This is a genomic window from Pseudoalteromonas sp. GW168-MNA-CIBAN-0100 (assembly GCF_040309225.1).
In the GTDB taxonomy this organism is placed as follows: Bacteria; Pseudomonadota; Gammaproteobacteria; order Enterobacterales; family Alteromonadaceae; genus Pseudoalteromonas; species Pseudoalteromonas arctica.
Genome location: NZ_JBEOOL010000019.1, coordinates 62,436 through 84,446, shown reverse-complemented (window position 1 = coordinate 84,446; position 22,011 = coordinate 62,436). Strand labels below are relative to the sequence as shown.

22 protein-coding genes are annotated in these 22,011 nt (G+C 38.1%); 8 read left to right on the top strand and 14 right to left on the bottom strand.

Annotated elements, in window-relative coordinates; all coding sequences use genetic code 11:
• Positions 1-18: 18 nt before the first annotated feature.
• The 6 genes from ispH to murJ all read right to left on the bottom strand — a co-directional run bounded on the left by ispH (position 19) and on the right by murJ (position 7,305).
• Positions 19-948, bottom strand: a complete 930-nt coding sequence (gene ispH, locus AAEY62_RS12950; protein ID WP_007581370.1) for a 4-hydroxy-3-methylbut-2-enyl diphosphate reductase — start codon at positions 946-948, stop codon at positions 19-21.
• The gene (gene fkpB, locus AAEY62_RS12945) at positions 948-1,388 is read right to left on the bottom strand and encodes an FKBP-type peptidyl-prolyl cis-trans isomerase (protein ID WP_002958231.1); all 441 of its coding nucleotides are present in this window, start codon (positions 1,386-1,388) and stop codon (positions 948-950) included. Before fkpB ends, ispH begins: the two co-directional genes overlap by 1 nt.
• A complete protein-coding gene (gene lspA, locus AAEY62_RS12940) occupies positions 1,385-1,885 on the bottom strand; it encodes a signal peptidase II (protein WP_007376920.1) in 501 nt (166 codons plus the stop codon). The genes fkpB and lspA overlap by 4 nt, the downstream gene beginning before the upstream one ends.
• A gap of 12 nt (positions 1,886-1,897) precedes the next feature.
• Positions 1,898-4,726, bottom strand: coding sequence for an isoleucine--tRNA ligase (ileS, locus tag AAEY62_RS12935; protein WP_350635066.1), 2,829 nt, complete (start codon positions 4,724-4,726; stop codon positions 1,898-1,900).
• A 5-nt stretch (positions 4,727-4,731) separates the two neighbouring features.
• Positions 4,732-5,682 (bottom strand): bifunctional riboflavin kinase/FAD synthetase, encoded by a 951-nt coding sequence (ribF, locus tag AAEY62_RS12930; RefSeq protein ID WP_350635065.1) that lies wholly within the window; start codon positions 5,680-5,682, stop codon positions 4,732-4,734.
• Positions 5,683-5,766: 84 nt separating this feature from the next.
• Complete coding sequence (gene murJ / locus AAEY62_RS12925) at positions 5,767-7,305, bottom strand: murein biosynthesis integral membrane protein MurJ (RefSeq protein ID WP_033012718.1); 1,539 nt, start codon at positions 7,303-7,305, stop codon at positions 5,767-5,769.
• Between the two features lie 295 nt (positions 7,306-7,600).
• Between murJ and rpsT the strand changes: the two genes are divergently transcribed.
• Positions 7,601-7,861: a 30S ribosomal protein S20 gene (gene rpsT, locus AAEY62_RS12920; protein WP_002958225.1), complete on the top strand. Its 261-nt coding sequence runs from the start codon at positions 7,601-7,603 to the stop codon at positions 7,859-7,861.
• Between the two features lie 75 nt (positions 7,862-7,936).
• On the opposite strand, the gene AAEY62_RS12915 is transcribed toward rpsT, so the two are convergent.
• The gene (locus AAEY62_RS12915; protein WP_002958224.1) at positions 7,937-8,320 is read right to left on the bottom strand and encodes a response regulator; all 384 of its coding nucleotides are present in this window, start codon (positions 8,318-8,320) and stop codon (positions 7,937-7,939) included.
• 113 nt (positions 8,321-8,433) lie between these two features.
• On the opposite strand from AAEY62_RS12915, the gene AAEY62_RS12910 reads away from it, so the two are divergent.
• A complete protein-coding gene (locus AAEY62_RS12910; protein WP_101217800.1) occupies positions 8,434-8,877 on the top strand; it encodes a hypothetical protein in 444 nt (147 codons plus the stop codon).
• Positions 8,878-8,983: 106 nt separating this feature from the next.
• Positions 8,984-9,229 (top strand): hypothetical protein, encoded by a 246-nt coding sequence (locus AAEY62_RS12905; RefSeq protein WP_002958222.1) that lies wholly within the window; start codon positions 8,984-8,986, stop codon positions 9,227-9,229.
• A gap of 203 nt (positions 9,230-9,432) precedes the next feature.
• Here AAEY62_RS12905 and AAEY62_RS12900 read toward each other — a convergent pair whose 3' ends face one another.
• On the bottom strand, positions 9,433-9,579 hold the full coding sequence (locus AAEY62_RS12900; protein WP_350635064.1) for a hypothetical protein: 147 nt from the start codon (positions 9,577-9,579) through the stop codon (positions 9,433-9,435).
• Positions 9,580-9,676: 97 nt separating this feature from the next.
• Positions 9,677-10,597, bottom strand: a complete 921-nt coding sequence (locus AAEY62_RS12895) for a 2-hydroxyacid dehydrogenase (protein ID WP_350635063.1) — start codon at positions 10,595-10,597, stop codon at positions 9,677-9,679.
• A 129-nt stretch (positions 10,598-10,726) separates the two neighbouring features.
• Here AAEY62_RS12895 and olsF point away from each other — a divergent pair, with 129 nt between their 5' ends.
• Positions 10,727-12,433 carry a bifunctional ornithine lipid synthase OlsF gene (gene olsF / locus AAEY62_RS12890; protein ID WP_024589427.1) on the top strand — a complete coding sequence of 569 codons (1,707 nt, stop codon included), beginning with the start codon at positions 10,727-10,729 and terminating at the stop codon, positions 12,431-12,433.
• Positions 12,434-12,502: 69 nt separating this feature from the next.
• On the opposite strand, the gene dapE is transcribed toward olsF, so the two are convergent.
• A complete protein-coding gene (dapE, locus tag AAEY62_RS12885) occupies positions 12,503-13,687 on the bottom strand; it encodes a succinyl-diaminopimelate desuccinylase (protein ID WP_350635062.1) in 1,185 nt (394 codons plus the stop codon).
• A gap of 263 nt (positions 13,688-13,950) precedes the next feature.
• Here dapE and AAEY62_RS12880 point away from each other — a divergent pair, with 263 nt between their 5' ends.
• Positions 13,951-14,604, top strand: coding sequence for an OmpW/AlkL family protein (locus AAEY62_RS12880; protein ID WP_002958218.1), 654 nt, complete (start codon positions 13,951-13,953; stop codon positions 14,602-14,604).
• Positions 14,605-14,685: 81 nt separating this feature from the next.
• On the opposite strand, the gene AAEY62_RS12875 is transcribed toward AAEY62_RS12880, so the two are convergent.
• The gene (locus AAEY62_RS12875) at positions 14,686-15,219 is read right to left on the bottom strand and encodes a thioesterase family protein (protein WP_002958217.1); all 534 of its coding nucleotides are present in this window, start codon (positions 15,217-15,219) and stop codon (positions 14,686-14,688) included.
• A gap of 105 nt (positions 15,220-15,324) precedes the next feature.
• Here AAEY62_RS12875 and AAEY62_RS12870 point away from each other — a divergent pair, with 105 nt between their 5' ends.
• A complete protein-coding gene (locus AAEY62_RS12870) occupies positions 15,325-15,819 on the top strand; it encodes a hypothetical protein (RefSeq protein ID WP_024589429.1) in 495 nt (164 codons plus the stop codon).
• A 28-nt stretch (positions 15,820-15,847) separates the two neighbouring features.
• Here AAEY62_RS12870 and tyrR read toward each other — a convergent pair whose 3' ends face one another.
• From tyrR to bcsE, 3 genes are all read right to left on the bottom strand, one after another.
• Positions 15,848-17,404 carry a transcriptional regulator TyrR gene (gene tyrR, locus AAEY62_RS12865; RefSeq protein ID WP_010555118.1) on the bottom strand — a complete coding sequence of 519 codons (1,557 nt, stop codon included), beginning with the start codon at positions 17,402-17,404 and terminating at the stop codon, positions 15,848-15,850.
• Positions 17,405-17,597: 193 nt separating this feature from the next.
• Positions 17,598-19,178, bottom strand: a complete 1,581-nt coding sequence (gene bcsG, locus AAEY62_RS12860; protein ID WP_350635061.1) for a cellulose biosynthesis protein BcsG — start codon at positions 19,176-19,178, stop codon at positions 17,598-17,600.
• A 169-nt stretch (positions 19,179-19,347) separates the two neighbouring features.
• Complete coding sequence (gene bcsE, locus AAEY62_RS12855) at positions 19,348-20,970, bottom strand: cellulose biosynthesis protein BcsE (RefSeq protein ID WP_024589431.1); 1,623 nt, start codon at positions 20,968-20,970, stop codon at positions 19,348-19,350.
• Between the two features lie 114 nt (positions 20,971-21,084).
• Here bcsE and bcsR point away from each other — a divergent pair, with 114 nt between their 5' ends.
• Positions 21,085-21,273: a BcsR/BcsP family cellulose biosynthesis protein gene (gene bcsR, locus AAEY62_RS12850; protein ID WP_007581346.1), complete on the top strand. Its 189-nt coding sequence runs from the start codon at positions 21,085-21,087 to the stop codon at positions 21,271-21,273.
• 20 nt (positions 21,274-21,293) lie between these two features.
• Positions 21,294-22,010, top strand: coding sequence for a cellulose biosynthesis protein BcsQ (gene bcsQ / locus AAEY62_RS12845; RefSeq protein ID WP_024589432.1), 717 nt, complete (start codon positions 21,294-21,296; stop codon positions 22,008-22,010).
• The last annotated feature ends 1 nt before the right edge of the window (position 22,011 follow it).

The window sequence follows — 22,011 nt, the reverse complement described above, 5'->3', positions numbered from 1 at the left end:
ATGTTTAATATATTTAAATTAACGTAGCTCTACAGGAACAGCAAATACTATATTTTCTACTTCACCTGGGTTCTCAACAACCTGTGTGCCACCTAGCTCTTTTAATCGGCTTATTACTTGTTGTACAAGTACTTCTGGCGCAGATGCACCCGCAGTTACACCAACTGATTTAGAGCCTGAAACCCACTGCTCTTGTACATCAGTTGCGTCATCAATTAAATAAGCAACTGTGCCCATTTTATCTGCAAGTTCACGTAAGCGATTAGAGTTAGAGCTATTTTTAGCGCCAACAACTAATAGCACATCAACTTTATCAGCTAAGTCACGAACAGCGTCTTGACGATTTTGCGTTGCATAACAAATGTCATCTTTACGAGGTCCGTCAATTGATGGAAACTTATTGCGTAGTGCATCAATAACATCTGCTGTGTCATCAACTGAGAGTGTTGTTTGGCTGCAATAAAAAAGATTTTCAGCATTTTTTACATTAAGCGCAACAACATCATCAACGGTTTCAACAAGATAAATGCCACCGGCTGAGTTATCATATTGTCCCATTGTTCCCTCTACTTCAGGGTGGCCATGGTGTCCAATTAAAATACACTCAATACCTTTACGACTCGCACGTGTAACTTCCATATGTACTTTAGTTACAAGCGGACACGTTGCATCAAATACTTTTAAATCACGACGTTTAGCCTCTGAGCGAACAGCTTGCGAAACACCATGTGCACTAAAAATAACAATGCTGTCGTCAGGTACTTGATCAAGCTCTTCAACAAATACCGCACCACGACTTTTTAATCCATCAACCACATAGCGGTTATGTACTACTTCGTGGCGCACATAAATTGGCTTTTCAAAAATATCTAGGGCGCGCTCAACAATACTAATAGCACGGTCAACACCAGCGCAAAAGCCGCGTGGATTAGCTAGTAATATTTCCATTAACCTTCCACCTCAATAATATCAACTTCAAACGTTAAACGTTGGCCAGATAAAGGGTGATTAAAATCAATCGTTACCGACTCACCTTGCACTTCGCGAACTAATCCAGGAAGCTCAGTACCGTCTGGTTGAGTAAACGCAATAATTGCACCTACCTTAGCTGGTGTTTCTGGGCCAAATTTACTACGGTCAACGTAGTAAATATTATCTGGATTTGGCTGACCAAACGCATCTTCAGGTTCTAATTCAAACGTTTTACTTTCGCCTGCAGTTAAACCTAATAAACACTTTTCGAAGTTTGCCGTTAAACTGCCATCGCCCATTGTTAATTTAGCAGGTTTGTTGTGCACCTTGGTAGAATCGGCGGCAGAGCCATCTTCTAATTTAATAGAAAAATGGAAAATAACTTGCGAGTTTTCACCAATTACAGCTTGGCTCATGCTTTATGCTCCTTCGGACTCTCGCCGGTAAAGGCATCAAATAACAATAATGCTGCGCCAATACAAATAGCGCAATCAGCAATATTAAATACAGGAAAATGTGAGTCTTTATAAAATACGTGAATAAAGTCGATTACATAACCATACGCAATACGATCGTATAAATTACCAATAGCGCCTGCAAGTACCAGTGCATAAGCACCGCATAGTACTTTGTTTGTTGCAGGTAAGCGTTTTAGCCACCACACAAGCAAAGCACTAATAGCAATAGCAATCGCACTTAAAAACCAACGCTGCCAACCACCCGCTTCACTTAAAAAGCTATAAGCAGCACCATAGTTATGCACATAAGTAATACTAAAAACAGGGAGTAAGTTTATCGACTCTTGATAAGCCATAGTCCCTACAACAAGTGTTTTACTGGCAAAGTCTATTACTAATAGTAATAGACTCAACCAAAGCCACACTAAACCACTTTTTTGGGCTAGTTTGCTCACTAAGAATAACTCCTAAGCGAATTGACGCTTTTCGCCTTCGCCGTCAACATTACTTACACAACGACCACAAATTTCAGGATGAGCAGGGTTAACACCTACATCTTCGCTGTAATGCCAACAACGCTCACATTTAGCAGCATCTGTTGCAGCAACACTAATGAATAAACCTTCAATTTCGGTAGGTTGTGTATCAGCTGGCTGACTATCAACTTCAGAAACATTTACGGCCGATGTTAATAATACAAAACGCAGTTCATCACCAAGCGCATTTAATTTAGCGGCAAGCTCTTTACCAGTAAATAAATTAACCGTTGCTTGAAGCGTTGCACCAATGACTTCTTCTTTACGTGCAGCTTCTAATAAGCGGTTTACTTCGTCGCGTACTGTTAGAATTTCTAACCAGTCATCGTTACTAAATTGGCTATTTGTTGGCGCTTGTAAGCCATCATACCAAACAGATGTAAATACGTAGTCACTACGCTCACCCGGTAAAGCCTCCCAAATTTCTTGTGCGGTAAAGCTCATAATAGGTGCCATCCAACGCGTCATTGCTTCTGCAATATGATAAAGCGCTGTTTGACAAGAACGACGTGCATGGCTGTCACTCTTAGCTGTGTACTGACGATCTTTAATAACGTCTAAATAGAACGAACCAAGCTCACCCGTACAGAAGTTCATTAGCTTTTGCGTTACTAATAGCATTTGGTAGCTATCGTATGCGGCTAAAATTTCGTCTTGCAACTGAGCAGCACGACCAACAATCCACTTATCAAGCTCAACCATATCATCAACAGCAACTTGATCAGTTTTTGGCTCAAAACCATTTAGGTTAGCTAGTAAGTAACGGCTAGTGTTACGAATACGGCGGTAGCGATCGGCAGAGCGCTTAAATATTTCATCCGACACAGTCATTTCTGCCGTGTAATCGGTAGAGGCAACCCATAAACGTAGAATGTCGGCACCTAGTTTATTCATCACATTTTGTGGTGAAATAACATTGCCTAGTGACTTAGACATTTTTCGGCCGTTTTCATCAACAGTAAAACCATGAGTCAATACTTGGCGGTATGGCGCATGACCATTAATAGCCACTGATGTCATCATTGATGACATAAACCAACCACGGTGTTGATCAGAACCTTCAAGGTATAAATCAGCTGGACCAACCAAGTCTTCACGTGCGTCTACAACACATGCGTGTGAAACACCTGAGTCAAACCATACATCTAGCGTATCTTGCACTTTCATGTATTGCTTGGCATCTTCTTCACCAAGTAATGTAGCTGGTTCTAAATCGTACCATGCCTGAATACCAGATTTTTCAACTAGCTGTGCAGCTTGCTCAATGAGTTCTTGAGTATTTGGATGAAGTGCACCGGTATCTTTATCAGCAAACAATGCAATTGGCACACCCCAAGTACGTTGGCGAGATATACACCAATCTGGGCGGCTTTCAACCATGTTCGAAATACGGCTTTCGCCCCACTCTGGCAACCACTGCGTGTTTTTAATTTCTTTTAAAGAATCTTCACGCAAGTTAGCCTGATCCATACTTACAAACCATTGTGGTGTAGCACGGAAAATAATCGGTGTTTTATGGCGCCAACAATGTGGGTAACTATGAGTTATAGCATGATGATGCATTAATGCACCGTGCTCTTTTAATACTTCAATTACGCTCGCATTTGCTTTAAATACATGCTGACCTGCAAAAAGTTCAGTATCTGGTAAATAAACGCCATTAGCGCCAACAGGGTTAGCTACTTCAAGGTTGTAATTTAAACCAGCCACGAAATCTTCTTGACCATGCCCTGGTGCTGTATGTACAACACCGGTACCTGAGTCAGTCGTTACGTGTTCTGCAACAATCACGGGTACATTAAAATCATAAAAAGGATGGGCTACTTGTAAGTTTTCAAGTGCAGCACCTTTTACATAACCTAATACGTGGAAGTGATTAAAACCAAAGCGGTCCATTGCATCTTTAACAAGCTCAGAGCCTAAAATTAGACGTTGTTGTACGCCTTCATCTTCAACCTGCACCAATGCATATTCTAAATCGGCATGCACAGCTACTGCGCGGTTTGCTGGAAGCGTCCACGGTGTTGTTGTCCAAATAACAGTACCAACACTGCCTTCACCTTTATGACCATCAGCCAAATCAAATGCACTTACAACAGCATCTTGATCAACAAATGTAAAACGTACATCAATCGCTGGTGATTGCTTGTCTTGGTACTCAACTTCAGCTTCTGCTAATGCAGAACCACAATCTGTACACCAATGCACAGGCTTAGCACCTTTATGCAAATGACCTTTTTCAATAATACGACCAAGTACACGAATTGCATTCGCTTCAAAGTCAAAGTTCATTGTTAAGTAAGGCTTATCCCAATCTGCAAATACGCCTAAACGTTTAAAATCAACTTTTTGACCTTCAACTTGTTTTTTAGCGTATGCACGGCATTTTTCACGAAACTCGCTCGCGGTTACTTTTACGCCCGGCTTGCCTACTTTTTTCTCAACCATTAACTCGATTGGTAAACCATGACAATCCCAACCTGGGACTAATGGTGAATCAAAGTCAGATAATGTTTTAGACTTAACAATAATGTCTTTTAATATTTTATTAACTGAGTGGCCTAAATGGATATCGCCATTTGCATACGGAGGGCCGTCATGCAAAATAAAGGTCTTTTTACCTTTCTTAGCGCTGCGAATTTGACCGTACAGGTCGTCTTCATACCATGCTTTAAGCATTTTTGGTTCACGTTGTGCCAAATTGCCACGCATTGGAAACGGTGTTTCCGGTAAGTTCAAAGTATGTTTATAGTCGCTCATTTATCCTACATTCCGTCTCTATCGGCTACCTGATTTAAACCAAAACACTGCTTAGCGGCAGCAACATCAGTTGCTATTTGCGCCGTTAATCGTGTTAATGTCTCGAATTTTTTTTCGTTGCGAAGTTTTTTTATTAACTCCACATGCATAAATTGTCCGTAAATATCCTGTGCAAAATCAAAAAGGTGAACTTCTAATAATGCACGAGTTCCATTAAATGTCGGCTTATTGCCTACATTTGCAACTCCAAAAATCTGTTTTCCTGCAATCGTTGCTTGCACTGCAAACACCCCGTTGACAGGACACACTTGGCGTTTTAGGGCAATATTTGCCGTTCTAAAACCGAGTTCACGTCCTCTTTTCCAGCCGTGTATAACACGCCCAGAAATAGCATAATCGTGACCAAGCATTATTTTAGCACTTGCTAAGTCACCAGATGCTAAAGCATCTCGTATTAAAGTGCTGCTTACTCTAGCATTTAATTGACGAAAACTCGCGGTGCTTTTTACGTCCATGCCCGCTTGCTTGCCCATGCTAGCAAGTAAGTCAAAGTTACCTTGGCGCTGCTTTCCAAACTTAAAATCATCGCCAACAGTGAGAGCTTTAACACCTAACTTTTTAATCAAAATATCATTAACAAATTGCTCAGCATGCATGTTTGCAAATTGCTGATTAAAGCTAATGCAAATAACTCGCTCAATACCTAAATCACTAAGCAAACGTAGCTTATCTCGTAAGCGCGTTAGCCGTGCTGGTGCATTGTTTTTAGCAAAAAATTCTTGTGGCTGGGGTTCAAATAGCATTACAGTGCTAGACAAACTATGCGCTTTAGCATCACTAAGTAAGCCTTTTAATACTTCTGAGTGGCCTAAATGAACACCGTCAAAATTACCAATAGTTAACACACAACCAAAGTGGTGTGGGCGAATATTGTGTATACCTCTAATTAACTCCATGCCACCTAATGCCTTGTTTAGCGAGTTATTAATTACGACTAAAAATTAATTAAAGCCGCAGAGTTGCCGATTATAATCTTTTTTTTAGTTTGATTCAGTAATTGCTACACTTTTTATCGTATTTAGTCTAACGCCCATCAAAAATAGCATTGCAAAGTAACTAATACCTGCCAAAGCCACGAGTGCTATTAATAAGACTACCTGCTGTGTAAAAGCCCATGTAGCCCAGTAATAGTAACTGCTCACAAACCATGTAACAGCTCCCATAACCATACTTGCAACAACACATTTAAGTGTAAAGCGCATACTCATTGATGAAAACTGATACACATTTTCTTTTTTAAGCTGCCTGTATAGCAAAAATGCATTACAACTAGCCGATAGCGAAGTAGCGAGTGCTAAACCTAAATAACCAATAAAAGGAGCCAGCATAATATTAAATACCATATTCAATACTAAGGTAATAATACCAATACGCACCGGCGTTTTTGTGTCTTGACGAGCATAAAAGCCAGGAGCAAGTACTTTAATCAGCATAAAGCTTACAAGCCCTACTGAATATGCGACTACGCCTAAACTTACTGCTTTAACATGATCAACACTGTCTTCTTTAAACGCACCGTGGTCGAACAATACGGTGATAATAAGCGGGCTGATGATCATTAGACCTATCATTGCTGGTAGGCCTAAAAATATAACAAAGCGCACCCCCCAGTCGAGGGTATGCTGAAAGTCACTACTTTTTTTACTGCTATGTAACCTAGAGAGCGCCGGTAAAATAACTGTCGCAATACCAATACCAAATAAGCCCAATGGAAATTCAATTAAACGGTCTGAATAATAAAGCCATGCAATCGAGCCTGTCATCAGTAATGAAGCAATCATGGTATCAAGCAACAAATTAATTTGGCTAATAGATACACCAAACAAAGCAGGAAGCATAAGTTTACGTACTTTTTTTACGTTTTCGTCTTGCCATGCCCAGCGTGGACGCGCCAACATTTTTGCACGGTATAAAAATGGAAGTTGAAACAATAACTGCACAACGCCACCAATAAATACGCCAATTGCGAGAGAATAAGCCCCGACACTAAATTTATCATGTAAAAAAATTGCACACGTAATAATAGAAACATTGAGTAAAACAGGTGTAAATGCAGCAACAGCAAAACGGTTATACACGTTCATTACCGCACCACTAAGCGCAACTAAGCTTACAAAAAACAAATAAGGGAATGTAAATTTAAGTAATGAACTTGCAAGTTCAAACTTTTCGGCGTTAGGTCCGCCCTGCCACCAATCTATAAACCAACCGGTGCCAAACAATGCTGCAATAACGGGTGAAGCAACAACACCTATAATAGTGACAATCAGTAAAATGGTTCCTAATGTGCCTGCTGCTTGTGCAACAAAAAGTCTGACCTTGTCGTCGCCTTGCTGTTCTTTAATTTCACTCAGCACGGGTACAAATGCTTGTGCGAAGGCACCTTCTGCAAATAAACGACGTAAAAAATTAGGAATACGGTTAGCAAATAAAAAAACATCAGCCGCCGCACTTGCGCCTAATAAATTGGCAACGACTGCATCTCGAACGAGCCCTAAAATACGCGATATCATAGTCATACAACTAACAATCATACCGGAGCGAAATAAACCTTTTGACACCTTAAACCTACTCAAAAATCCTCAAGATAGGCGATTATGCCACAGTCTTTTTTATAAATCGCTTTAAAGCACTAGGCTGGGGGTCTGTGCTTTGTTACAATGTCGGTATTAACTGCTAAAGCGGCAAATTGATGCTCGTTATATGGTGCAGTTTTTCTTGGATTGTTAAATTTAAATTGACATCCATGATAGAAACAGGCATATTCCACGGCCTTTAATTTAAGCTTTATTTTAAGATTGTTAGGAGCAAACCTTGGCTAACATCAAGTCTGCAAAAAAACGCGCTATCACAAGCGAAAAAAACCGTCAGCACAACGCAAGCCGTCGTTCAATGATGCGCACTTACTTCAAAAAAGTAATTGTTGCTATTGAAGCGGGCGATAAAGAAGCTGCACAGCAAGCTTTTTCTGTTGCTACACCTATCCTAGACCGTTACGCAACTAAGGGTCTAATTCACAAAAACAAAGCAGCTCGTCATAAGAGCCGTATAGCAGCTAAGATTAAAGCTCTATAATTTGTTTTTGATAGAATATAAAAAACCGGCTTTTGCCGGTTTTTTTTTGTTTAAATTTTAAATGTACTTACTTTATTAGACATTTTCTAAATCTGGATAAAACTTCTTAAGCATTGCCGCTATTTTTTTAGGTGTAAATGGCTTTACTACAAACCCTTTAGCGCCTTTATCAATTGCATCCTTAACATTCTCAATACCTGAATGTGCAGATACCATAACCACATTTGTCTCTGGGCTTAATTCATTGATTTGTGCAATCAAATCTTTACCATCACCGTCTGGCAATTCAATGTCTAAAAAAATGATATTATAATTTGCAGCTTGGCACTCACTAATACATTGTGAGGCAGTAGATGCTTCCTTTACGTTATCTATCCCTAAGTGCATGAGCGTTTGGCTCAAAAAACTACGCACTGTGCTAACGTCATCTACAATTAAAATTGATAGCTGCGTATTCATCTTTATTCCTCGTAGGCTATAAGCTAACTTTAAGTTATCATAATAATTAGCTTAGTATATAAATTTACTCATTTAATTATAGAGACCTACGGAAAAAAGGCCAGATTTGCTTTATGTCTAAAACCCCAAATAAACAATCGTTGCTAGGTAAAGCACCGGCAAGAAAAAAAACAGCGCAAAAAAGAAAACCTCAGCGTTCTACTCAGCGCCCTTCACCTGGCGAGTTAAATTCCAGTGCAAAGAATGATATAAGCCAAAAAACAACGCAAAAAAAAGGACTGTTTATATCACTCGCTGTCGTTGCTGTAATAATTTTAGCTTTTCCAAAACCTACCTTACTCACCTATAAAAAATTAGGGATGGTAAGTGAGAGTGTTTACTGGCCCGGATTCTTTGGCAAGGGGGCTACTTTGATTGATTCAAACCTACACCCCACCTATGATTCTAGCCGTGAGTCCCTTTATTTATGCAGTGACTTACAAAAACCGCAGAGCTGCCAAAAGTATCAAGTAATTGCTGATAATGGTTTATTTTCAGCAATCGGCAGCTACTTTTAGCATTAAAAAAACTAATCTGAAAATTTAAAATTACTTGGTTGAAAGGTGCGCAAAAGATCAACATAATGGCGCTCCTTTTTTCAACAACTGAACTATTGAAACGACCATGCTAAACGAGCTAGATTGGCTTTTAAATACTACACTACTTGCACTAGGTTTAGGTGCATTCTTTATTAACCAGATAACACTGCTGCGCGTTGCCGCCATTAGTGCGTGTGGTTTATTATTCTTATCATTTAGCTTAGATCTTATGTCGTCGAGTGTTATTTCAAATATGAGTTTAGTGTTGATCAATACTTTTTACTTGTTTAAAGTTTATACATTTGGGCAATTTAATGTAACCCAAAGTTAACAACTTTTCCCTAGAATATTTAATAGCCCAGCATTGCTGGGCTTTTTTTGTTAAGAATTTAAAAATATTAAAAAGCACTTTCAATCAAGATGAAAATTAGAGCTTTAGGGGCACACAAGCACTACTGTGAAAATAATGCTTGTGTACTGCTAAAAAGAGTCACGAGAAGAAACACGAAAACAGAGGAATACATAGTAAGTAGGCTAGTCCGCTATTGTTAACTCGCTTTGGGTTTGTATTGTAGAAGGAGTATCCTCTGCATTAGCCTGATTAAACCAAGCTGAAACACCAAGTATAATAATTGAAACAATAACTAGGCTTAATTTAACGCCACTTTGACTCGATTTCATAACACCCTCTTTGTATTTTTTATTAGTGAGAATACCTTTTACACTAATGAAAATTACAAATGTTAACAAGCTGTTTTTTAAACTAATTAGCTATCAGCTAATAACCTTTAGTTCTATCTATTGGATTATTAAGTACTAACCCCTTATTCAAGCATTCAATATTATCGGCTATTTGCTCTATAACACTATTTAAATCAGAAATCGCCGCGCAATGTGGTGTAAGCGTTATTTTGGGGTTTCCCCAGTAAGGGTGATTCGACGCTAAAGGTTCTTGATCAAATACGTCGAGTGTAGCTGCGCGTAAGCTATCGTTATTTAATGCACTTAGTAAGTCTTGCTGAACAACATGAGCACCGCGTGCCACATTAATAACAACAGCATGTTTAGGTAGCTTTGCGAGCATTGAGTGATTAATAATGCCTGTCGTTGCTTGCGTAAGGGGTAATAGACATACAAGGTAGTCAACATCAGAAAGCATACTATTGAGGCCTTCCTCGCCATAAAAAATTTCGACATTAGTCGCGCTTTTATTACTTTGCGCCCAGGCACTTACCTTAAAGCCATTATTTATAAGCTTTTGCGCGCATGCTTTACCTAATTCACCAAACCCAAGTATGCCGACATGTTTATTACTATGCGCCCGCTTTGGCTTCCATGTTTGCTGTGTTTGTTTAATGTAATACTCTTTTAAACGTAACTTTTGAGCTAACACATGTGTCAGTACATATTCCGCCATATCTTCAGCTAGTTGCATGTCAACAATACGTACTACTTCAACACTTTCGTCGAGTAATGTTAAATCGATACTGTCTACGCCAGCACCAAATGACGACACAGCCTTTAAGTTAGGTAGCTGTGGCCACATAGATTCTGGCGCTTTCCACGCAAGTACAAAATCCACATCATGTGCGTTTTTGCAATCAGGCCATTGCTCTATCAGCGTATTTGGTAATCGCTCTTGTAACTTCGTTATTAGTTTTGTGTTGTCACGCCCAGTTATAGCAACCAATACCGACATAAATTCTCCTAACAATACACAGTTTATAAGTTAGCACTTTAAAAAGTCACACTACTGCAAAGTAACTGTCACACCCTTTTTTTAATCTTACATGTATGGCGAATAGGCCAAACGGAATATGAGGTTAATATGATAAGTGTTGATAAAGTAATTGCTGCAAACTTACCACAACTAGAGAACTCTCCAAAAGTAAAAGGTTTAGTAAAAAAAGGCCTAGGCTACTTATTACATGAACAAGAGTTTGTTGCTTTTGGTGATGCCTACCCTCACCTACAAGGATTAGAATTTGTTGAACAAGTGCTCGATGAACTCAATTTTGATACGCGCTATAAACCTAAGCAGATAGAACATATTCCTAATGAGGGTAAACTTGTTATCGTTGCTAACCACCCTATTGGTTCATTAGATGCTTTAGCACTTATCAAAGTACTTTCAACTGTAAGACAGGATTTAAAAGTAGTGGCAAACCGCATGTTGATGTCGGTTACTCCAATGCACTCACTTTTACTCCCCGTAGATAACTTATCAGGTATGAGTAAGAAACAAGAGCTTAGTAATATACAAAACCATTTAAAGGATGAAGGCGCATTACTTATATTTCCGGCAGGAGAAGTATCGCGATTAGGGCCAACAGGTATTAAAGACTGCAAATGGAATAGTGGCTTTTTACGTATGGCAAAAAAAGCTAACTGCCCTATTTTACCTATTTATATTAAAGCCAAAAACAGTCCACTTTTTTATGGCACATCAATGATTTATAAACCTTTGGCAAGTTTACTATTAGTGGCCGAGATGTTTAAGCAGCGCCAAAAATCTTTAGAGTTTGAGATTGGCGCCTCTATCCCTCCTGAATCTTACTTAATAGAAAATCTTAAAGATAAAGAAGTTGTAAACCTCATCCGTAAACAGCTTTATAGGCTTACAACAAAAAAAGCACTGCCGCTAAAAACACAAACACCTATCGCTGTTCCCGAGTGCAGAAAGGAGCTAAAAAAAGCAATTGAGCAATGCCAACTACTTGGTAAAACGCAAGACGGTATGCATATTCATCTATACCAATATGCAGGTAGCTCACCTATTTTTAGAGAGTTAGGGCGCCTGAGAGAAATAGCATTTAGAGCAGTCGGTGAAGGTAGTGGTAAGCGTCGTGATATAGATAAATACGATATGGATTACCAACACCTTGTACTGTGGGACCCAATGCAGCTAGAGCTGGTAGGTGCTTATCGATTAGCCTGTGCACAACAGATAATACAAAAACATGGCCGCGAAGGTTTGTATACCGATAGCTTATTTTCTTATACCGACGCTATGACGCCCTATCTAAAACAAGGAATTGAGCTTGGTAGAAGCTTTGTACAGCCTAAATATTGGGGACGTAAGAGCCTCGACTATTTATGGTATGGCATTGGCGCTTTTATAAAAAGCTATCCACAGTACAGGTACTTGTTTGGTGCTGTAAGTGTATCAAATGCTCTACCCGAGCAAGCAAAAGCCATGCTCGTTTATTACTATCAGCATTACTATAAAAGTGGTATTGAATTAGCTACGCCTAATAATGAATTTAAATTAACTGAGCAACAGCTAACCCAGTGCAATACTCTTTTTTGCGGCAATGACGTAAAAGAAGATTTTGTAGAGTTAAAGCATGTGTTAGCTAATATGGGGGCTCAAGTCCCTACTTTATTTAAACAATACACTGAACTTTGTAAACCAGGTGGCGTGCAATTTTTAAGCTTTAGTATTGATCCCGATTTTAATAATTGTATTGATGGATTGGTATTGGTCGATCTTGAAAATGTAAAAGAAAACAAAGCCAAACGTTATTTAGAATAACCAATAATAAGAGAGTGCTTTATATTTATAAAGTACTCGATTTATATTTATAAAGTACTCGATTTATATTTAATTATTTATAAATATCTGCTCTAGTAAAGTTGTATAAATAGCTTCAATTTTAAGTAAATCACTAATAGATACGTGTTCATTAGCTTGATGAATCGTATTGTTTCGCACACCACATTCAATAACTTGAGTATGGGGGCTGGCAAAAAATCGTCCATCTGATGTCCCTCCATTTGTACTTAGTAATGGGTAACTTGAAGTGTTTTTGTAAATAGCCTGCTCAATATGAGTAAGTAAACTCCAACCCGTATTATGGCTTGTATAATAAGGCTCGCATGGGCGTTCCCACTCAATTGTAAAATGCTCAGCAAACTTGTTTAGGGTATTCATTAATTGCGTTTTAACTGCTGCGCTACTGTAACCGTGGCTATAACGTACATTAAATGTAATCTCACAATGACTTGGCACTAAATTATCGACCACATTATTTATGTTAATTCCAGTCACTTGCAGTGTGGTTTTTGAGCTAGCCACATCGAGTAACCAGATCTGATCACTCAAGCTATTTACTATTTTTGCAGCAATATGAGCAGCATTGAGTGTGTTTTGAGGATAAGCTACATGACCTGCCTTACCAGTAACTAAAATCCGAGCTGAAAGCGCACCACGACGGCCATTCTTAACCGTATCGCCAACTTGTGCCACACTTGATGGCTCCCCGACAATACAGCCATCTAATACAACACCTTGCTTGGCAAGCTTATTAACTATTTCTTGAGAACCAAATTCAGCCTCTCCCTCTTCATCTGACGTGATAAGCCAGTAAAGAGTCCCTACTTTAGCGGATTTACTATTAATTAACTTTTTTGTGGCGCTAAGCATGGCGGCAACACCCCCTTTCATATCGGCCGCCCCTCTACCGTATATTGCATCATTGCGCACTCGCCCTTCAAAAGGAGGACTTAACCAACCGCTACTTGTTGCTGGTACTACATCAATGTGCCCTGAAAAAGCAACACATGGGCCATCTTTGAATTTTATGCAGGCAATTAAATTGGTTACACCATTTATAGTAAATTGCTCGCAACTTAACCCTAAATCCACCAATTTATCTGCAAGCCAATCAATTGCACCCGCTTGGTTAGGGGTTACTGATTCAAAGCGAATTAGTGTTTGTAAGTGCTCTACAACTTCTTTTTGAATATCCGTTGTTTTTGATTTTTTTTCGAATGCTTCTAAAAACATGTTAAACACACTTTATTATTTAATGTGCCTTTATTAAAACGTGAGTTTATGACTAAGCGATGTCAGCCTTAATACATTCATATGACTGTTGATGAAATAAATATGTCAATCTTTTCAAAAGCAGAACGACGCTAAATTTAATCTAAATCAATAAAGCATTCCACAAGGTTAAAATGTTTTTTAAACTTTGATCTAGAACAAGTTTTCATTTTTATTGCTCGGTAATAATAGCGCCAATCAAACAGTAGTTCTTGGAGAACAACATGAAAACTCAAATTAGCATCGCATTATTAACCTCTTTATTAGCACTCTCTCCAGCTGCACACGCTAACTTTAGCGTAAATGTTGGCGCTATTAACGTAAACCCTGATAATAGTAGCTCAGCAATTAATGAAGCACCTACGCTGGGCCTTAAAGGTGATTCAGATACTCAACTAGGTATCACTGTAGATTATGCATTTAACGATCAATGGGTGTTAGAACTAATAGCAGCAACACCTTTTTCACACGATGTAAATGGCGCAGGCGGCTTAGCAGGCAACAAAATTGCAGATATAAAACAGCTTCCTCCTTCTTTAGTTGCGCAATACCACTTTTTAGACACAAGTTATGCGCTAAGACCTTTTATAGGCGTAGGCATAAACTACACTGCATTTTTTGATGAGCAACCTTCTCAAGCACTTAAAGCGACGCTAGGAACAGACGATGTAGAAGTAAAATTAGATGATTCGTTTGGCTTTATGGCTCAGGTAGGTGCTAACTATAAAATTGATGCAAACTGGGGTCTACACGCCATGGTATCAATTATGGATATTGATACCGATGCCACTGTTTATGCTAATGGTGCAAAAGCACTTACATCAACTGTTGAGCTTGACCCCGTTGTTGCTATGTTCGGTGTTAGATACAGCTTTTAAAGCATATATAAAGTAGTACGTAGTTACCCAATTACAATGTGTGTTAAAAGGCCGAAAGGCCTTTTTTTTCATTTGTAGAGATTAGGGCAGGTTACTTAACTTTTTCTGCTCTAGCATTTCTTTCCAGTGCATAACTTCACTTGGCAATATAGGTGTTTGGCCATCAAAACCAGCCACTTCAAGCATTTCTTCAATACTTATAATACCTTTTTTACTTTTAAATACACCGCGTACATAAGCAATAGCATGTAAGCCTCGTTCTGAGTGAAACTTTTGCTCAATATAAAAGTATTTATGATCCCATCCAACTAGCTTAGTACTTATTGTATATCGCTGCATAGGCTTAATATCACGAATATAAGTAATAGCAGTTGCGTTAACAATCGGAAACCAGCGACGCTTCATTATTTGTTTAAGCAAGCCAACGCGCTCAGTCATCCAAGTTCGAGATAAATCCATCATCGCGAGGTAACGTGAGTTTGTTAAATGTAAATTAATGTCACAATCAGTAGGTAAAGCTTTGTAATCAATATCTACCGTATCAAGTAAATTTTGATATTGCTTGTTACGTTTAATTTTAAAAAACAATAATAAAAGTCGAATATATAAGTTCACAAAAAAGGTCTTACCAGTTAAATTTATTCGAGTGTAGCATAGCCCCTTGCGAAGACGAATATTCTACTTTAATCTTAAATCACTATTACAATAAAAAGATAACTCATGAAGTCAAAACTAAAAATTATTACTGCGCTAACTCTATTAGCGCCTAGTTATAATGCTTTTGCCGATTTTTCATTACCGGGTAAAGGCTCTGTTACTTACCCTACTGGTGTAGTTAAAGAATTTAAATTTGGTTTTGAATGGCAGCAAAAAGCTGAAAAATTCACTATTGGCTCTAAAAGTTACAATATGGAGCAGATCCCTAGCTCTTACTCGGTAGCTATAACGCTTTCAAAGGATGACAGCCAAATATGGGTGCAAGAATTTAATAATGGATTTATTGAAGAGTTTGAATGGCAAATTGGCGAACATAAGGTCACTTTAAAAAAGCAGCAATTTAGCGACCCCGTAAAAGGCGATTATGTTATTGAACTTAATGGCCGTAGCTATTTTTTCACTCGTAATAACGCCAGCATTGTAATGAACTTTAACGAAGAAGGTATCGAGACAATTGCAATTGACGGGGTAACAAAAAATATGGGCACTAAAAATTAGTCCCCATATTTTAATTTATTTATGTCAATTACACTTTTACTGTTTTTCGGTTAATACCGTAATCACGTAACTTATTAGCTACCGCGGTGTGACTTAGGCCCAATCGCTTAGCTAACTGACGTGAGCTTGGATAAGCTGGGTAGAGTTTGCGAAGTAAGGTCGCTTCAAAACGTTTAACAGCTTGATCTAGTGAGCCTTCAAAATCAGACTCTAAATACCCTAAATCATGGGTAAAAGTTGGTAACTGTAAATGCTCTACGCGAAGCTCGCTATCATCTAGTAACGACACTGCACGGTAAATTGCATTTTCCAGCTGACGAACATTTCCTGGCCACGGATACTCTTGTAAAAAGCTCAAACACTCTTGTGATAAAACAGGAATTGCATGACCATTTTGTTGCGCATATTTTTGAATAAAATGCTCTGCAAGTGGTCCTACATCTGCTTTTCTATCTCTTAGTGGTGCTATTTCTAAAGTAAGCACGTTTATACGGTAATATAAGTCTTCTCTAAAAACCCCTTCTTGTACCATTGCAGGTAAGTCTTTTTGAGTAGCGGCAACAATACGTACATTTACTTTAACTTCGTTCTCATCGCCTACTTTTCTAAACGTACCATCTTGTAAAAAACGCAGTAACTTAGTTTGTAGTTGAGTCGACATTTCGCCAACTTCATCTAAAAATACAGTTCCACCATCGGCTTGCTCTAATACACCGCGCTTTGGCGCTGCATTTTCTTCGTACCCGGCATAACCAAATAACTCAGACTCAGCAACATCATCAGGAAGTGAAGCACACGACAGTGCAATAAAAGGTTTAACAGAACGATTAGATGCGTAATGGCACGCTCTAGCTAATAACTCTTTACCTGTTCCTGTTTCACCAGTAATCAAAATAGGGGCTTCTAGTTGCGCCATTTTGCGTGCTTCGCGCACAACTCGGCGCATTGCCGTACTAAAGTTGTGAATAGTAGCGAAGCTTTCTTGCCCGTAACGTCTAAATGCACTGACTTGCTGCCCTAACCGACTTTGCGATTTAATGTTAATAACCGCACCAGCAAGCACATCACCTTCACTACCTTGAGGCACTGCAATTGGCAAAATGTCTGCAATAAAATCCTCACCAGCCACTTCAACGCGAGTGGTTTGTCCGAGTACTTCTTTACCTTCTAACCAGCGTGTAAAGTTAAAACCTTTAAGCAGGTTATTAATATTTGCACCAATCACGTCTTTTTCAATTAGCTGTAAGTCTTTACATGCTGCATCGTTACACAAACGTACCCAACCTTTGGCATCAATAGAGATAACCCCATCAGGCAATGCACGTAGTAAAGTATTTAATTCGTTGTGTTCACGCTCAGATGGTAAAAATGCAGTAGTACGCACATCGTGTACACCGTCGATTAAACGTATCGATGGCATAATTTTTTGGAATTGTTCAAATTCAATTTCGGGAAAACTAACGTACATACGACAATTTACAGAATCGACTTCAATTCCTTTCAAATCAACGCTGTAGTTAACTAATATATTAAGGATTTCTTGAGCAATACCAATTCGATCAGCACAGTGAATATCTAGACGCATACATCCTCAAAGAAGGAAAAACTATATTAGCCGAATAATACGCTAAGTCGCTTTGAGAAGGTAGCTTATTGTAAACATTTTTGGACAAAATAGCTTTTAGAGCCAAAGAGTGGGATGTAATTAAACGAAGAAAAACAGCACTGATATCTATATTTAACTATACCAGTGCTGTTTATTAAATCTTATTATGAGACTACTTACCTTGTGGGTAAGCTGACCAATCACCACCATCTAATTGTATGAATGGTCTTTGGTTAACATACATCATTATTGTGCCTTCATTTTCAGCAACTTTAGGTGCTTTAGGTAGGTTTTCAAGTAAATTAGCAACACTATTATTCCCACCAAACACATCAGTTTGCAGCGTCTTACTTACCAGCTCTGAAAGCGCAAAGTAACTTGTTGAATCATCAACCACAATTTGCGAGTAGTTTTGTACGTCTGGGCCTATAAATTTAATCGCTACAGGTACAGACACAATTGCAGGACTAGGGATTTCACGTAATCCTGCAAATTGTACTTTATCACCTTTTAAGTTAGCGCCGTGTTCAGGCACTATCATTAACATAACGTTGCGACCACGCTTTTCTAATTTTTTTACAAATTGGTTAATATCAGCAAACAAGTTTTTATGTCTGATTGGGTATGTCTCTTTACTATTCACCCTTGGTTGATTCTCTAGCTGATTACCGTCATGTAAACTTGTGGTGTTATAGTACATAGCACACGGCTTACAATCATCAGCTTGCTCTAACCAACCATCCAGCACAGCTTCATCTGAGTAAATAGGGCTATTATCAAAACCTCGAAGCGCCACTGGCATTGAATCGATATTAAATGGCGTGCTATCTAGGCCACCGTACTTATTTATTAAACCTTTAAACTCATCAAAATGTCCGTCGTGATTCATCACAACATTATTTTGATAACCTAGTTTTTCTAGGTTTTTAAACAAGTGACATTGTTCAGGTGCCTCTTTAAATAATGCCGTTTGACTAGTTTGGCCACAACTAGCGCGCAGTAGCCTTACCGCAGCTGGTCCGCTGTATGATGTAGCCGAGTTAAAGTCTGAAAACACCACATCAAAGTCTTTATACATATCAGTAACACTTACACCAATAGCATTTAAATCAGCAACAGCCATTGAGCATATGTTCAAAATAATTACATCAAACAGTTCACCATTTACTTGGCTTGGAAAGTGACTCATTAATAAGCTTTGTTGTTGATAAAAATCAGCTAATTTTTGATCAGGAGATTGTGCTGCCTGAGTGATCACTTGTGTTTGAGGATTACTTTGACTCTGTGTAACCGGCTCAGGGTTAGCCACATTATTAACAAATTGTGATTGAGAGTTACCCCCTTGCCATCCTACAACTAACAACCCAACGATAGTGACTGTTGTAAAGCGTATCCATTGCGATGTATACCAAAAACACACACTAATTACGAACAAAGCCAATAACATATCAATGTTAATAACACGGGTTAATAACTCAATAAAATAACCAAAACTAAAATCTTGAACGTTACCCGCTTGTTTAGTCAACCTGTTTATTGGTGGCAACCATGAGTCTTGGTAAAGTAATACCACAGCAAACACAGCACCTACTATATGTTTTACCTTCTCTATTAATGGCTGTTTAAATTTAATCGCAAGCAACGCAGCAAAAGCCGCATTAGTTAATACGTTAAAATCAATTGCACCATAATAAAACAGAGCAAACTTAACTAAAAAATAAAGGTTCCAAACCCCTAAACCTGATAATTTCACTTCTTATCCTTTTTTACTGTATTTGGTGTATAAGGCTCTAGTACTTCATGTTTAAAAGTAAGCTTATAATAATATTTTGTTATTTGAGATAAAATGTATTTGCCTAGCATACAAAGCACCGCGCCAAGCACCATTGCAAGAAACACGGTAATTAAAAGCTGATTCATACTCATAAGTTATCTCTTAATTTCATTATAAAAGGCTTAGCATCTGGGCGGCTTTTGCTAGAAAATTCAGGTGTGTTAATATTTTCAGTAACGCTGTTTGCTATATCAGGTGCAAATTTATAGCTATCATTCTCGGCAAGTTTTTGCGAGAAATCTACAACACTCTTACCTTTATAAAAACGCCTTAATTGTTTACATTCTTGTTGAATGTAAAAGTGATCAGAAATTACATTTTGCTGTACAAAAAAATCGCTTGTTTTTAATTTAAACAAATGCTTAATCGCATTATCAACGTCATTCTCTCTACAAGCATGCAAATATAAATAAACTGTATTATCTGCAATACTAAATACATCACCTTCGCGTTTAATATGAAATAAATGCAAAGGGTGTATTGGGTCGATCCGTGGCAGTAATTCAAGCTTTACTAGCACACCACTCACACCTAAATTAACGGCTGAGTCACTATGAATTTCTACTTGTTTTGTAAACTCAATAAAAGGTAAATATCCTTTCGAAAAAGTGTTTTCAGTGTATTTCAATACGTCCTCAACTGAGGGAGGTAAAGGCCTAGAAAACTGAAAACCTTGAATAGATTGAATTTGTGAGAGCAACCGAGAAGGCTCTGAAAAGCTATATAGAATAAGGTTTACACCCAATGTTAAAAATAAACATTCATCTTGATGGCGAATAACACCATCAACATTTTGAATAACAAGCTTTAACCAGCGCCCACAGTTTTTTCTAAGTTCAAAACACTGCTTACCTAATAACGCTAAATCAGTGTAGCGCGTTACTGCAAAAATTAAGGTGGCTGCTTCTACCTTTGGTCCTTTATTAAATAAGTCATTATTATCTTTTACACTTTTATAGTGCATTGGTAATTTAGTACCTTCGGGCACCGCACTTTGCACAAGCCAAACATCGTCTTCATCGGAAAAGTCTGAACTTTTAGGTGCTTTGCTCTCGCTTATTATTCCCTTTTGAACAACAAACTGATTATTACTTAATAATAACGGGTAATGTTCACCAGCAATAACACCCGTGCTATGGCGCCAATAATCATATTCAAGAACTCGCATTGCAGAATCATTATCAACAAAAACCAGCCCATCAAATACATTATTTAATCGTCTAACTAAAAAACGGTAGTTAGCAATATCAGGCCCAGATATTAAAAATAGTAATGTAGCTCCGGTACGACGAACAAAATCGTTGTACTCATTCATCATCAGTTTCAAGCTTTTTTCGCCAGCGCTGTTTAACTGTGTTGTATTAAAATGGACAAAAATGAGCGCTTCGTTTAGACGTTTATAAGCACTTATCTCTTTTATAATACCTGAATTGATTCGCTCAATTGAATAGTGTTGTGTTTCTGGGGCCAACGAAAAAGGATGTACTCGATTATGTTCATAAGCATAATTTAACGATGCAGAAAAAGAAGAATCAAAAAATGATTCAGCCTCTTGAGAAACTATATATATATCATTAGCTAAACTTTGGTTAATTGAATGTAACGCTAATTCGATTGCAAAATTATCTAAAGGGGCTAAAACAGCATAACTTGAAGCCGATTTTAACTCTTTTGCAGCAGGCTCTAATCCCGTTATGTTAAAGTTATGCACTTAAAATGCCCTATAAAAAATACTTTTTTACTAGTTTTAACCGTTATTCTATATATAATAGCCAAATATTGTCCACTTTTAATCAAAATAATTAAAGTAACTGTAAAGGTAAAGATGAACAACTTAACATCTAAAAACTCACAAACGTTAACATCGAGTGATATAGAAAACCTTACACTGCGTTTTGGTGGAAAGAGTGATGACTACATAGAAATTGTAAACAAGCAGCAAAATAATAATACAATTAATAAATACGCATTGCTTAAAGAGATAAACAACGAACTAAACACATACACTAGTTAAACTAAGGATAGGTAACCCCGTTGCAAAGAGTTTTCATTAAAGGTATCAAAGGCGGTTTAGGCAGCACTTCTGTAGTTGCCAACCTTGCATGCGTGCTAAAAAAGTCTGACGTTGACGTTGTTGCTATCGATTTAGATGCAAAAAGTGACTTAGGTTTACATTTTGGTTTACCGTGGAAATACACCAAAGGCTGGAGTAATGAAGTGCACTTTGAAGATGCACTTACGCATTTTCACCAAGATAACGATGGCATTATATTTTTACCATTTGGCGATAACGACGACACTAGCACCGATAACATCACTAAAACGGTCAATAAATGCAAAAACCTAAATTATAACAACGAAGCTTGGATACTTTTTGACTGCCCTTCACATATTAACCTTTCTCACTACCCATTAGAGAAAGACGATATTGTAATTGAACTTGTTAATTGCGACGCTATTTGTCACAGCTTAATTTATAGGCGCCTGCAAAAACTTAAAAATTCAGATACCAATTGGAAACATTACTTTTTAGTTAACCGCTATAACTCTGCATCAACGCTAGAATTTGACTTATTTTCCCTATGGCAATCGACACTTCCCCTTATGGCTCCCTTTTTTATTAACAGTGACGAAGTTATTAAAGAGTCAACCGCATACAGAAATGTAGCACTTAACTGCGCGCCATATAGTGTCGCAAACGATGACTTTGAAACACTAGCTGGTTGGCTAGTTAGTAAAGCGACCTTATAAA